Source organism: Gloeocapsopsis sp. IPPAS B-1203 (genome assembly GCF_002749975.1).
Classification (GTDB): Bacteria; Cyanobacteriota; Cyanobacteriia; order Cyanobacteriales; family Chroococcidiopsidaceae; genus Gloeocapsopsis.
Window position 1 is genome coordinate 25,361 of the sequence record NZ_PEIG01000002.1, and the last position, 14,081, is coordinate 39,441.

The window sequence follows — 14,081 nt, forward strand, 5'->3', positions numbered from 1 at the left end:
ATTTACTTAATACAACCTCCAACACAGGGATTGTTTCAGTTTACAAGGTGGTGCAGTGATGGCAATTAACTGGAAAAAAATGTTACTCAAAACAACGCTTTGGCTAGGTACTGAAATTATCCTCAATCTTGTAGGACTCGATAACTTAGCTGACTACAGCGAATTTATTTCTGGTCAAGAGTTTATGACACTTACTAATTCAGTTTCAATTTGCCAATGCATGGTTTATTAACCAACACAAATTAACTTACAAAAATATATCTTTTTTGACTTTTTGATATAGTTTATCGCTTGCAAACATTACAGAATTCTTAAGGAAAATTTTCAGTAAATCCTGAGAATTCAACGGTATATAGAAGATACACCTTAATCAATTCACTTCAAATCAATTTCACAACTTTTTATTCATCAATTGCCTTTAGGTGATCAACCATGTCTCCAGTTAGTGTGGGTACGAGTCGCTCAGCACACCTAGAAAGCGGCAAAGCAAAGCTCTGGGTTCTCTTAGTCGGTATCAACGAATATAGCGATTCTGATATACCCACGCTGCGTTATTCAGCCGTAGATTGTCAAGGTCTAGCCGAGGCGCTAACAGTTGCGACACAACGATTTCCTCATAAAGAAATCATTGTTCATCACGATTTTGCGGCTTTAACTCCAGAATTATCTGCAGTGCAAAGTAGTTTGAAATATATTATTTCTGCTGCCCGCGCACAAGATACCGTACTGTTTTACTTTTCAGGACATGGTTTTCTAGAACCAGATCAGCAGGCAGTTTTATGTTTAGCAGATACCCAAAAAGATGATTTACTCAACACAGGTTGGGCAATGTCAGAACTGTTGCGAATGCTAGGAGAATGTGCAGCAACACAACAACTTGTATGGCTCGATGCGTGTCACAGTGGCGGGATGACATTAATCGGAGCAAGAGGAGAAAATACTACTACTGCATTGCAAAATCCGACTTCCCAACTTGTCGAATTATTACGACAACGCGCAACACAAAGTAAAGGATTTTATGCGTTACTCTCGTGCGATCAAGGACAACAATCTTGGGAATTTCCTGAATTAGGACACGGAGTATTTACTTATTTTCTCATTCGCGGGTTACGCGGAGAAGCCGCCGATGCTCAAGGCGTGATTGAAGTTGATGGGTTGTATAAATACGTCTATCACCGCACATTGCAGTATGTCGATAAAACCAACCAACAACTACGGTTAATTAATCAGCAAAAGCGCAGCCGAGGCGAAGTTAATCTTCATTCAGAATATCCGATCCAAACACCAAAGCGAATTATTGAAGGAATTGGAGAACTTGTTTTAGGACTAAGTTTAGCAAGTATCGGTGCAACGCATCCGCGACAGGCGTTAGTGATCAACGGATTAGCAAGCTATCAAGCCACTGTAGAACTAAGTAAAGTATTGCGCCAAGCCGGAAAATTTGAGCTAGAGTATTTGCCACGCCCAGGAAAAGAATTGTCACAGGTACGCGAGACGATTCAAGAATATTTGCGATCGCCCATACAATCTTCATCCCCCAACATCACCACCGCATTTTTATACTTACGCGGTCGCATTGAGGAAACCACCGAAGGAGATTCTTGGCTTGTATTAGCTGATGGCGTGCGACTTGCGCGTTCTTGGTTACGTCAAGAACTACGGCGATCAAATATTGCTCAACAAATCATTGTGTTAGATTGTCCAGGAGCCAATTCACTCGAAGATTGGGTAGAAGATTTACAACTAGGTCCCCAACACGGACAATGTTTAATCGCAGCGGCTTCTCCTCTCGATGTACCGGAACAATTTACTCAAGCACTTCTACAAACTCTAACTACCGCTGATCCTCAAACGGGATTACCCGTTGCTGCTTGGATTGCTCAACTTCAAGTAGAACTTGCAGGAACAGGCGTTCCACTTCATGTCTGGCTATCAGGCGTACAAGGCGTCATCGAAGTTTTACCCAACAGAGTCATTGTTTCTCGTGGTGGAGACAGCGAAGATTTTGATTTAGGACTTTGCCCGTACATGGGATTAAAAGCCTTTAACGAAGCCGACGCCCCATATTTTTACGGACGCGAAGCCCTTACGCAAAAACTGATTAATGAACTAAGTCAACGTGCTTTCTTAGCTGTCGTTGGGGCTTCAGGTAGTGGCAAATCTTCGGTTGTGCAAGCTGGTTTGATGGCACAGCTGCGACAGGGTAAACAATTACCAGGAAGCGAATCTTGGTGGATAGGAAGTCTTCGCCCTGGGGCAAAACCAATGACAGCATTAGTACAGCGCCTTGTAGATGCAGGAACAGAAAAAGAAAAAGCTTACCAAGCACTGCAACTTGAGGGATTATTGCACTTGGGAGTTGAAGGATTTGTGCGCTGGTTACGAACTCGTCCAGAACCAATGGTCGTTCTTGTGGTAGACCAATTTGAAGAACTATTTACACTTACTGCAAGTAGCGATCGCCAACAATTTTTAGATCTTCTCATCGGTGCTGTCAATTACGCTGCAGATCGATTCAAACTTGTCATTACGCTACGCGCTGATTTTATAAGTTCGTGTTTAGAAGTACCTTTACTTGCACCCGTGTTGCAACAATCTAGTGTGTTAGTTCCACCGTGCTTAACTGGCGATGATTATCGTCAGGTGATCGTACAGCCAGCCCAGCAAGTAGGATTGCACGTCGAACCCGAATTAGTCGAAGTTCTGCTGCAAGATTTACCACACTCCGCAGGAGATTTACCGCTACTCGAATTTGTTTTAGAGCAATTGTGGTTACATCGCCAAGGTGGGGTATTAACACTACAGTCTTATCAACAGCAGATTGGCGGACTCAAAGGCGTTTTAGAAAAAAAAGCCCAAGCTGTTTACGACAGCCTCGAACCCGAAGCCCAAGCTTGCGCCCAGTGGATTTTTCTCACGTTGACGCAATTAGGAGACGGTACCGAAGATACTCGACGGCGCGTCAGCAAGTCAGAAATGACCGTAGCAAAATATCCCGCACCTCTTGTAGAAAGAACGCTGCAAGCATTAACTACAGCTAAACTAATCGTTGTTAACTGCGATGAACATCCTGTAGGGCAAAGTCGAGGTACATTATCGCCTGAAGTATCCTTAGCAACACTCAAGCAAGAAGTCACAATTGAAATCGCACACGAAGTCCTAATTCGCCATTGGTCAACTTTACGCTGGTGGCTGCAAGAAAACCGCACTCGGTTACAAGTTCAACGACAAATCGAACAAGCAGCATCACTATGGAAACAAAATCAACAGCATTCTGATTTTCTCTTGCATGGCGTGCGACTCGCAGAAGCTGAAGAAATCTACGTCAAGTACGCAGATGAATTATCACCAGAAACGCAACAGTTTATCACTGCGTGTTTAGAAGCCAGACAACAACAACACCTCCAAACTAAGCGCAAACTTAAACAAGCCCAACTTACCGCAGGAGTCATGAGTATTCTTGGATTTACAGCTTGCGGTTTAGCAGGAATTGCGTATTTACAACGTCAAAACATCCAAATTGAGAGTTTAAACTCTTTGTCTACTGCTCTATTGAGTGCTAATCAGCAATTAGAAGCTTTAACCGTCAGTGTGAAGGCAGCGCAGCAAGTACAGCAAACATTGGCAGTACCGTACGAACTACGAATTAAAACTGCTAGTACATTACAGCAGGTACTATCCACAATGCAAGAACGCAACCGCTTTGTCGGACACGCTTACAGTGTGAATGCGATCGCTTTCAGTCCCAATGGTAAGATTATTGCCTCAGCCAGCGACGATTCAACCATTAAACTATGGAATCATGATGGAACATTAGTGCGATCGCCTTTGGCGCTGCGCTCCGCGCAATCGCTTAGCGCACATACCAATCCAATCAATAGTATTAGTTTTAATCCCAATGGTCAAACCTTCGTTTCGGCAAGTGATGATGCGACTATTAAGCTTTGGAATATAAATGGAACTTTAATCAAAACGCTGCAAGGACATGATGTAAAAGTCACTAGTGTTAGTTTCAGTCCTGATGGTAAGCTGATTGCTTCAGCCAGCGACGATCGAACAATTAAACTATGGAATCAAGATGGAATACTAGTGCGATCGCTGAGCGCACACACCGATCCGATCAACAGCATTAGTTTCAGCCCTGATGGTCAAACCTTAGCTTCAGTGAGTGACGATGGTATCAAACTTTGGAACATAGATGGAACTTTAATCAAAACGCTACAAGGACATAACAGCGGAATTACCAGCGTCAGTTTTAGTCCAACAGGAATGCTTGCTACCGCCAGCCGTGACAATACAATTAAACTCTGGAGTCGTGAAGGCAATTTACTCAAAACTCTCAAAGGACACAGCGCCCCAGTCAATTCTGTCAGCTTTAGCCCTGATGGTAAGCTATTAGCGTCTGCAAGCGACGATTTCACCGTGAAGTTGTGGAACCACGCTGGAGAACTGGAAACTTTCAAAGGACACAGCGCCCCAGTGAATTACGTCAGTTTCAGCCCTAACGGGATGCTAGTTTCCGCAGGAGTAGATAACACGTTGCGGCTTTGGAATATAGAACAAAAACCCATCATCGCCCAAGAATGTCCTCAAACAATTAGTGTCAGCTTCAGTACAAATGTGCAAGATATCGCTTTAGTTTGCCGTGACAACACCGTGACACTTTGGAACCTCAATAGCAATACTGCAAAAACTCTCAAAGAAGATAACGATGTTTTTCATCAAGTCAGTTTTAGTCCTGATGGTAGCATCGCCGCTGCTGAAAACTCTGTTGAACTGAAAGCTAAAAGTATCGATGCGCATCACACTATCAAACTTTGGAATCGCGATGGCTTAGTACTGAAGTCCTTTGAGGGACATAATAATTGGCTGAATAGTGTCAGCTTTAGCCCCGATGGTAACTTACTTGTTTCGGCAAGTGATGACAAGACGGTGAAATTATGGAGTCGTAATGGTCAACTCATTAGATCGCTACAAGGACATCAAGATGCTGTGAATAATGTCACATTCAGCCCCGACAGCAAAATTGTTGCTTCTGCTAGTAAAGATGCTACAGTGAAACTCTGGAGCGTTGACGGTAAATTAATCAGAACACTGCAAGGACATAATGATGCTGTCAGTGACGTTAGTTTCAGCCCTCATGGACTTCTCGCCTCTGCAAGTGTCGATAATACAGTCAAACTGTGGAGTGTTGATGGTAAATTAATTAGTACGCTGCAAGGACATAGTGCTTGGATTAATGATGTCAGTTTTAGCCCCGATGGTAAGCTTGTTGCTTCTGCGAGTGATGACTCAACAATTAAACTTTGGAATATTCACGGTCAACTTTTAGGAACTTTTCAAGGGAAAGCACCAAGTTTGGGTGTAATATTTACTACCAATGGTAAAAATTTGATTGGTGTTAGTAGTGATAACGTTGTTCATCAGTGGAATCTTGATTTAAATAATCTAGTAGAGCAAGGCTGCAATTGGTTAAGTGATTATTTAACAACAAATTCCGACATAAGTGCGAGCGATCGCCACCTTTGCAAAACCACAAATTAACTATGTTATGTTTCGCCTTCGTAAAATCTTACTAACTACGTGCCTGCTTTTAGGAGTTGCAACTGCATTAGGTGAAATCCCAACAACCTATGCACAATCGCCACAAGTTGCAACAATAACTGCGGATGAATACTACCGTCAAGGAGTTTTCAAAGATCAACTCGAAGGCGACAAACAAGGCGCAATTGAATATTATACGCAAGCCATTAAGCTAAACCCAAATCACGCCGATGCTTACAACGATCGCGGTTTAGCCCGCTTAGCAATAGGAGATCCTCAAGGTGCGATCGCCGATTACACCCAAGCCATCAAAATCAATCCCCGTCACGCAGAAATCTACAACAATCGCGGTATTGCAAAATTTGCTGCAGAAGATCCTCAAGGTGCGATCGCCGACTATACCCAAGCTATTAAAATCAATCCTCTACTTGAAGATCCCTATCTCAACCTAGCGCAGCTTTATCGTCAACGCGGCTTAAGCCTTGAAAGTAGTGGAGATGCAAGGGGCGCAATCACAGAGTATACTCAAGCAATTCAAGTTCTCAATCAAATGCCGTCCTCCGAACGTTCTCGACTACGAGGCAATCGTCAAGGTTCAGTATACAATCTTGCCATGACTCACTATCATCGCGGTCTGACTCGCTACAACAGCGGAGATAAAATAGGCGCAATCAACGATTTGCAAAAAGCTGCGGAATTGTTTCACACTCAAGAAGACAGAAGCAATTACCAATTAGCTGTAAGTAAAATTAGAGAAATACAGCGCTAGCGAAAAGTTTATTCAAATAACACAACCTTACTACGAGCATGGAGGGATTCGAACCCCCGACCCTTAGAACCGGAATCTAATGCTCTATCCACTGAGCTACATGCCCTTGTCTCTATAAAAGCATAGCATTTCTCGCGGCTTGAAGTGCGATCAAATTTATTGTGTTGGGAAGCGATCGCCCTTTGGCAATTTATTGTGAGTTTGCTGGTATAGATGGGCATCTTAAAAATAACGGCAATACGTAATAACCACGTAGTGCTGATAACACCAATTTACTGAATTGGAGATAAGAAGATGCCAATAGGATTACCAGAATTTGTGGATAATCCCGAACCGCGCTGTCCAGTAATCTTATTATGTGATACATCAGGCTCAATGGCAGGTCAACCGATTACTGCTTTAAATGCAGGAATTGCTGCTTTTCGAGACGACCTATTTAGAGATGATACAGCGTCTTTACGAGTCGAAGTAGCCCTTGTTACCTTTGGTCCTGTACGCTTAGTCCGAGATTTTGTAACAATTGATAACTTTACGTCGCCATTGTTGCAAGCAGATGGCGTAACTCCTATGGGAGAAGCGATTGAATTCGCCTTAGATTTATTAGAACAACGTAAAGAAACATACAAAACTAACGGTATTCAATATTATCGCCCTTGGGTGTTGTTAATCACCGATGGCGCACCTACTGATAATTGGTTTCAGGCTGCGCAACGCGTAAGACAAGGCGAGATGCAGCGGCGGCTGTCCTTTTTTGCGATCGGTGTTGAAGGTGCAGATATGAATACACTACAACAAATTGCACCACCAGAACGCCCACCAGTACGACTCAATGGCTTAGATTTTAAGTCGATGTTCTTATGGCTTTCGACTTCAATGAAGCGCGTTTCGTGTAGCCAAGTCGGAGGATCAATGGTTTCCCTACCACCAGTTGGCTGGGGACAAATTACAACATAAGGCACGATGAATCATGAGTTGGAAAGCAATATCTCGTTCGGCAATTGGAACGAGTCATCTCAAGCAACATTTGCCGTGTCAAGATTACGGTAGCTATCAAATTTTCAACAAAGTCATTGTTGGTGCGGTTGCTGATGGGGCGGGGAGTGCTAAATATGCAGATATTGGTGCAAAGTTAGCAGTTGAAACAGTAATAGAACATTTTGCCAAGTTTGAAGCCTATCTGCGCAAACGGAAACACTTCTGGCAAAAAAATATTCCGCCAATAACTGAAAAATACGCCACCAAGATCTTCACTAAAGCTGTGAAAAAGGTTGCGGCGGTATTGAAAGAACAAGCCATCACTAAAGGCTACTCCGTAAATGATTTGGCGTGTACTTTACTGATAGTCATTGCTACCCCGACTTGGATTGCAGCAATGCAAATTGGCGATGGATTTATTGCAGTGCGTTTCCCCGATCAACTGCAAGTGCTATTTCCACCCGATAAAGGCGAGTACATCAACGAAACAACATTTGTCACTTCAGCCAAGGCTTTAAAAGCAATGCGAGTATGCGTTTGCGAAGGAAAGCAGGAGTTTATTTGTGTTGCAACTGATGGGTTAGAACAAGTGGCAATTCGCATGAGTGATGGAACACCATTTAGTCCGTTTTTTCAACCTTTAGAACAGTATTTGCAAGAAACCCCTAATCCTGAAATGGAAGACGAATATTTAAGTAGTTTTCTCAATTCAGATCGCCTCAACGCCCGCACTAACGACGATAAAACCTTGCTGTTGTGTTTATATGACAACTCTAATTCGCACTAGCAATCATCAACCTGTTTATTTAGTCAAACAAATTGCCAGCAGCGGTGAAGGAGAAGTTTGGCAAACTAATCTCAATGGTTATCTTGCCAAGATTTACCACAATCCTACACCAGAGCGGATCAAAAAGCTGGAAGTCATGATCGCAAATCCGCCAGATGATCCGATGCGGCGGTTTAATCATACTGCGATCGCCTGGGCTAAAGATTTGCTTGTGGATCAACACAATGCTACTGTCGGCTTTTTAATGCCAGCGATTCAAAATAGCCAAGAACTTCCTAGCGTTTATCATCCTAAACTACGTAAACGCAGGGCACCTGGTTTCAATTGGTATTATCTGCATATCGCCGCACTCAATACAGCTTGGATTGTTCAGGCAATTCACGCTAAAGGTTATGTTTTAGGTGATATCAAACCACAGAATATATTAGTTAGCGATCGCGCTTTAGTTGCGGTTATCGATACTGATTCGTTTCAAGTACGCGACGTGCGATCGGGTGAAGTCTATCGCTGTACCGTTGGTTCCGAAGGTTTTACCCCTGTTGAACTTTTAGGGCAAGATTTTTCAACTACCGATCAAACCGAAGTTCACGATCGTTTTCGCTTAGCAGTCTTAATTCATTATCTCTTATTTGGCTGTCATCCTTTTTCCGGTGAGTGGCAAGGAGTTGGCGATCCACCCGAACAAAACGAACTCATTCGGCGTGGATTCTGGGCTTACAGTCAAAATAGTCTCATTCGCCCTAGTCAAAACACAATTCCCCTTGATGTGGTTCATCCAGAAATCAAACGCTGTTTTCTGCAATGCTTTAATGATGGGCACACCGCACCGCACCTACGCCCCACTGCTGAAGATTGGCACAATGCGCTTATAGTTGCAATTCAAGATTTAGCCGCCTGCAACACACTTGATAGTCATCATTACAGTCACAGTTATGGAAAGTGCTACTGGTGCGAGAGAAAAGCAACACTTGGCGTCGATATTTTTCCTGGTAATCCTGGTACGGCTTCAGTACCTATGGTTTTAGGCATTCCTCGTGTATCTATAGCTAGTCAGAACACCACAACACTGCCATCAGCACCAATACAAACTGTTGTAACTTCAACACCATCAATTTCTCAGTCTTTCAGTAGCTCTCTATCTGCAACTACTTTACCTCAGCAGCTGACTCACAATACAAATACAAAAGTTAGTCTACCAGAATGGCAAAAAGCAGTTCTTACTGGCAGTGTAATTGGAACATTCTTATTTGTTGGTTTGCTCTTAACAAGACAACAACCACAATATCTTCAAGCATCGCCACCACAATCAGTAGCACCACAAGTTACTTCGCCACCCCCAGAAACTTCATCTTCAGTTGAACCCAGCACTATTAGATCAGATGAAGCATTAACAACGCTAAGAAATACAACTCCCATATCAGTTGAGCGAGAAGTTTCTCATCAAAATCAAGTTTCTTATTCTCCACCACCATCATCAATTTCTCAACAAGAAGCAGTAGCACTAATTAATAGGTGGCAAGAATACAAACGTCAATTATTTGCTCCACCTTACGAGCGATATTTAGGTGATGAAATACTTACAGGTAAGGCTTATCACGACAATATTAGTAGAGCAGATGGTAAGGAAAGTTCCTCAGAATGGTTAGAAAATAATGGTTCTTATTATACATATGGTATACAAAGCATTGATTCTGTTGAAAACTTTGCTGCAAGTGGTAATCAAGCAACTATTGACTTAATAGTCACTGAACAACGTACTCTATATGGCAGTAGTGGCAGAGTAGATCGTAACGGTAGTGGTTTTGACACAAGATTGGTTCGATACAACCTCCAATCGATCAATGGGCAGTGGAAAATTACAGATTATCACACAGTTAAAACTATCTCAAAAAGATAAAGTCAAATTTTGTTAAATATAAAAAATAATATTTTTTGTGAATAAACAATCAGAAATAAGAAAAAGGGATTTAAATAAAGCTTCCTTTCTAATCTATCAAATTCGCTTTTTAATAATTACTACATCTGTAGCCAGCATATTTTTTATTTTAGGAGTGATGTTAATACAACTCAAGGATAAATACTTATTAGGAAATTCTAACAGTGTACCTCAAAAAAATGATGTAATTTTTCCCTTGCCTCACATAACCTCACCTGCATCACCTACACCAAGTATTGTTATTCCTGTAACTCAACCTTCTCCTTATTTGCCTGATTTTGCAAGACAAGGCAACCACTTAAATCAGGAAAACTTCTATAAGTTTTATCCTTCAAGCTTGCAAAGCAACCAAGAATTGCAAGAGGTTGTAGACAGAGTTGTTAGTTTTATTAGAAGCAAGAACTTATCAACAGAAAACTTATCAATTAGTCTCATTAAAGTTAACTCAGGGGAAATAGCGGAGTATCAAGCAGAAAAATTGAGATATCCAGCTAGTGTTGTCAAATTATTTTGGTTGGTAGCTATCTATAGCTATTTTGAAGCAAGCATTCTACAAGATTTAGAGCAATTTCATCCTGATTTATACAAAATGCTTAAAAAATCTGACAACGAAGCTGCCAGTCGTTTACTAGATTCAATCACTAACACTAAATCTGGAACTAAATTAAATTCGCAAGAATATCAAAATTGGTTGAATCAACGATATGCTGTCAACAGATTTTTTCAAAAAGCAGGGTATGAAAACATCAATATTAGTCAAAAAACTTTTCCTATTCCCTCTGAAGATATGTATGAGCCTAAAGGAAAAGATTTAGAGATGAGAGGCGATCCCAAAAAGCCAAATCGTAACAAAATCTCAACTCAACAAGCTGCTAGATTGATGTATGAAATCTTTACTGAAAAAGCTATTTCTCCTGAATATAGTCGCGAACTACAAAAGTGGCTGACTTGGAATTTAAACTCAAGTGAGTGGAGAAATATAGATCCCAATACAAGTTTTAACCCAATTAGGGGCTTTTTTGGTGAATCCTTACCAACTGATACTTATTTTGCTTCCAAAGCAGGTTGGACTTCTAGTACCAGACAAGAAGTAGCATATATAAGTGATGGGAAAACTGCTTACATTTTAGCAATCTTTGCCGAAGACCGCGCTTTTGCCCAAAATTGGAAAATTTTTCCTCAGATGTCTCGCCTAGTATATGAACATATGATACGTGATAAATAGGCTAGCTTTTATAAGGAAAAGTTGATTTTGTACGCTTATTTCTTGTTGTGATCGCCCTTAATTAAAGAGAAAGATATTTTTGAGGCGATCGCACTTTCCAAACTAGAACGATGAATGCGATCGCGTCTCAAAGAAACTCAATGCGGTTGTAGATATCTTCAGGTTCTAACAAATCCCAAATCAATACTAACCCTTAACACCGATTAAAGCCGCTTCTGGTGTTGTAGTTAAGTCTATACCTCTTCTACATAAACCCTCTGCAACAGCATGACTGACATTTTCATCTAGGTGAAACTTAATCTTTTCTACCATGTATATGTTTGAGCTTTTGTTGCACTAGAGAAGGATTTTTAGCTTGCAACTCTCTAACAAAAGCTTCGTCTTCTTGAATCTGATGCCTGATTTCTTCAAGATGGTCGTGATAGTAGGCTAAAGCAGCATAAACATCTGATAAAGTAATGCTGGGATATTGAAACACAATTTCATCTGGCGACATTCCCATTCGTTCATGCCAAATAGCAATATCTTGTACTTTGATTCGATCTCCAGTGATTCGAGGCTTACCACCACAAATACCAGGAGTGATTTCAATATGCTCTTTAATTACTGATAACTGAGACATTTCATTGAGATGAAAGCAGACAATACTTTATCTTAATCAATTGATAGAGTAGTTTGGCGTGCCAGGAACACACCTATACGCAGTATATTAACTTCTGGGTTAAGACGAAACACTGCTACCTTCAGCTGATGCGACAAATTTTCGTCGAGCAAAAAGCGTACTTTCACTATTTATTTTTATACTGACGATTAACCTTCATGGTTTTTAGGTGTTGCACCAAAGGTGAAGGATTCACACGAAATTCCTGATATCGTCGTTCTCGTTCTTCGGCTAAACGTAGTAAGTAAGAATCAATACGGTCACGATTATGTAGATAGTAGGTGATAGTGGCGTGAATCTGCTCTAGACTCAGACTTAGCAAATCTTTAGCAATGTCTTCTGGTGTGTACCTTTCCAAGTAATAATCTAAAACATTCTCAATACCAATGCGGTGTCCCCTCAAGCGGATGTCATCAGAAGACAAAAACTCAAAATAATCTTCTAATTTTGTTGTTGAAAATATTTTGATAACTTAGCAATGAGCTACTAATTCTCTAAGGTATCAGATTTTAGCTGAGAGCTTTGATGGCTACATCTTTTAATATGACTTGTGTAATTGTTGATTGAGCAAGTAATCTTGTTGACACGAATGACTGTATAAATTCGCTGCTACACAAACAAAGTCCACCTCCGTGGACTGACCCTTGTTTATAGTGTACGAAGGTACACTTCGCTTACATAGCCCCTGACTTTAGTCAGAGGGCGTCTGCAATTCACAACGATAATATTTAAACAGCAACTTGAGCTGTGTTGTGTAGTATATTCTCTACCTGCCAGCAATTTAGGTCATTTAAAGCGCGATCGCGATACATTCCATACCTTTGTTGCTTATTTTTAATCCTCTCTGCTAAATCTGGCAAAATGCCAAAATTAGGAGGCATCGGTTGAAAATGCTTTGGTGAAGCAGAACTAATAAACTCAAACAGCGCCCCCATCATCGTTGTCGGTGGCAAACTTAAGGCTTCTTTCCCCAACACTAGCCGCGCCGCATTTGTTCCTGCTAACCAACCACCAGCAGCAGCAGCGGTGTAACCCTCTGTACCAATTAACTGTCCCGCAGCAAGTAAAGTCGCACGGTGTTTAAACTGCAAAGTTGGTAATAGTAACTCTGGGGCGTTGATAAAAGTATTGCGGTGCATCACACCCAGCCGCACAAATTCTGCATTTTCTAAACCAGGAATTAGCTGAAATATTCGTTTTTGTTCGCCCCAACGGAGATTTGTCTGAAATCCCACCATGTTCCACAGCTTACCTGCCTTATCTTCTTGACGCAACTGCACCACAGCATAAGGACGCTTCGATTGATTTTCTGGTTCACGGAAGTCTCCCAAACGTGCGTCAAATAATCCGACAGGTTTAAGAGGACCATAACGCATCGTATCTTCGCCACGCCGCGCTAATTCCTCAATAGGTAAACACGCTTCAAAAAACTTCGCAGTTTCGCGTTCAAAGTCTTTCAGTTCAGTTTGTTCCGCTGTACATAGTTCTTGCCAAAACTGAAGATACTGTTCGCGATTCATCGGACAATTAAGATACGCCGCATCGCCTTTGTCGTAACGCGAAGCCAGAAACGCAATATCGCGATTAATTGATTCACCAACTACAATTGGGCTAGCAGCATCAAAAAAGCTAAGATATTCCATCCCTGTGACGCGCCGCAACTCTTCGGCTAAAGCAGGACTCGTCAAAGGACCAGTTGCGAGGACAACAATACCCGATCGCGGAATTTCTGGTACTTCTTGACGCCGTAATTCAATCAATGGGTGATTTGCCAAAGTTTCCGTTAAATCGTGGCTAAAGCGCCCTCTATCCACCGCTAATGCGCCACCCGCAGGAACCGCGTGTTCGTCAGCTTTCGAGATTACAACCGAACCCAAACGGCGGAGTTCTTCGTGTAATAAACCAGCCGCGCGATCGCTTGCTTGCGCCCCAAACGAATTACTACAAACCAACTCAGCTAGCTCTTGTGAGTGATGTGCTGGACTAAACCTTGTCGGGCGCATTTCATGTAAAATTACAGGCACTCCCAAAGCAGCAATTTGCCAAGCGGCTTCTGTACCTGCAAGTCCTCCGCCAATAACGTGAATAGGTTCTTGCATCAATCCCTCCTCCAATTTTCTTCACAAATCAGCATGGTAAAGCAGGTAATCTTCTTTCCCATTACCCATTACCCGTTACCTATTA

10 protein-coding genes, 1 tRNA gene and 1 pseudogene are annotated in these 14,081 nt (G+C 41.8%); 7 read left to right on the forward strand and 5 right to left on the reverse strand.

Features of this window, described 5'->3' with window-relative positions; translation table 11 throughout:
* Window positions 1–58: 58 nt before the first annotated feature.
* The 3 genes from CSQ79_RS27360 to CSQ79_RS03430 all read left to right on the forward strand — a co-directional run bounded on the left by CSQ79_RS27360 (window position 59) and on the right by CSQ79_RS03430 (window position 6,313).
* Entirely contained in the window at window positions 59–232 is a 174-nt protein-coding gene (locus tag CSQ79_RS27360; protein WP_193930687.1) for a hypothetical protein, read from the forward strand.
* Window positions 233–432: 200 nt separating this feature from the next.
* Window positions 433–5,544: an nSTAND1 domain-containing NTPase gene (locus CSQ79_RS03425; RefSeq protein WP_099699813.1), complete on the forward strand. Its 5,112-nt coding sequence runs from the start codon at window positions 433–435 to the stop codon at window positions 5,542–5,544.
* Window positions 5,545–5,551: 7 nt separating this feature from the next.
* Window positions 5,552–6,313, forward strand: coding sequence for a tetratricopeptide repeat protein (locus CSQ79_RS03430; protein ID WP_099699814.1), 762 nt, complete (start codon window positions 5,552–5,554; stop codon window positions 6,311–6,313).
* Between the two features lie 33 nt (window positions 6,314–6,346).
* On the opposite strand, the gene CSQ79_RS03435 is transcribed toward CSQ79_RS03430, so the two are convergent.
* Window positions 6,347–6,419 (reverse strand) — tRNA-Arg (locus CSQ79_RS03435).
* A 188-nt stretch (window positions 6,420–6,607) separates the two neighbouring features.
* On the opposite strand from CSQ79_RS03435, the gene CSQ79_RS03440 reads away from it, so the two are divergent.
* From CSQ79_RS03440 to CSQ79_RS03455, 4 genes are read left to right on the forward strand one after another with little or no spacing between them, the layout of a single operon-like run.
* On the forward strand, window positions 6,608–7,267 hold the full coding sequence (locus CSQ79_RS03440) for a vWA domain-containing protein (RefSeq protein ID WP_099699815.1): 660 nt from the start codon (window positions 6,608–6,610) through the stop codon (window positions 7,265–7,267).
* 13 nt (window positions 7,268–7,280) lie between these two features.
* Window positions 7,281–8,075, forward strand: a complete 795-nt coding sequence (locus CSQ79_RS03445; protein ID WP_099699816.1) for a PP2C family serine/threonine-protein phosphatase — start codon at window positions 7,281–7,283, stop codon at window positions 8,073–8,075.
* Complete coding sequence (locus tag CSQ79_RS03450) at window positions 8,053–9,972, forward strand: IMS domain-containing protein (protein WP_099699817.1); 1,920 nt, start codon at window positions 8,053–8,055, stop codon at window positions 9,970–9,972. Before CSQ79_RS03445 ends, CSQ79_RS03450 begins: the two co-directional genes overlap by 23 nt.
* Before the next feature lie 37 nt (window positions 9,973–10,009).
* A complete protein-coding gene (locus tag CSQ79_RS03455; protein ID WP_099699818.1) occupies window positions 10,010–11,236 on the forward strand; it encodes a serine hydrolase in 1,227 nt (408 codons plus the stop codon).
* A 198-nt stretch (window positions 11,237–11,434) separates the two neighbouring features.
* Here the strand turns inward: CSQ79_RS03455 and CSQ79_RS03460 are convergent.
* The 4 genes and pseudogenes from CSQ79_RS03460 to trmFO all read right to left on the reverse strand — a co-directional run.
* Window positions 11,435–11,548: pseudogene (locus CSQ79_RS03460) on the reverse strand (DUF5615 family PIN-like protein); the annotation flags it as partial.
* Window positions 11,532–11,858 carry a DUF433 domain-containing protein gene (locus CSQ79_RS03465; protein WP_099699819.1) on the reverse strand — a complete coding sequence of 109 codons (327 nt, stop codon included), beginning with the start codon at window positions 11,856–11,858 and terminating at the stop codon, window positions 11,532–11,534. The pseudogene CSQ79_RS03460 and the gene CSQ79_RS03465, both read right to left, overlap by 17 nt.
* A gap of 166 nt (window positions 11,859–12,024) precedes the next feature.
* Entirely contained in the window at window positions 12,025–12,321 is a 297-nt protein-coding gene (locus CSQ79_RS03470) for a DUF433 domain-containing protein (RefSeq protein ID WP_289500444.1), read from the reverse strand.
* Window positions 12,322–12,625: 304 nt separating this feature from the next.
* Entirely contained in the window at window positions 12,626–13,996 is a 1,371-nt protein-coding gene (gene trmFO / locus CSQ79_RS03475) for an FADH(2)-oxidizing methylenetetrahydrofolate--tRNA-(uracil(54)-C(5))-methyltransferase TrmFO (RefSeq protein WP_099699821.1), read from the reverse strand.
* Window positions 13,997–14,081 lie beyond the last annotated feature (85 nt).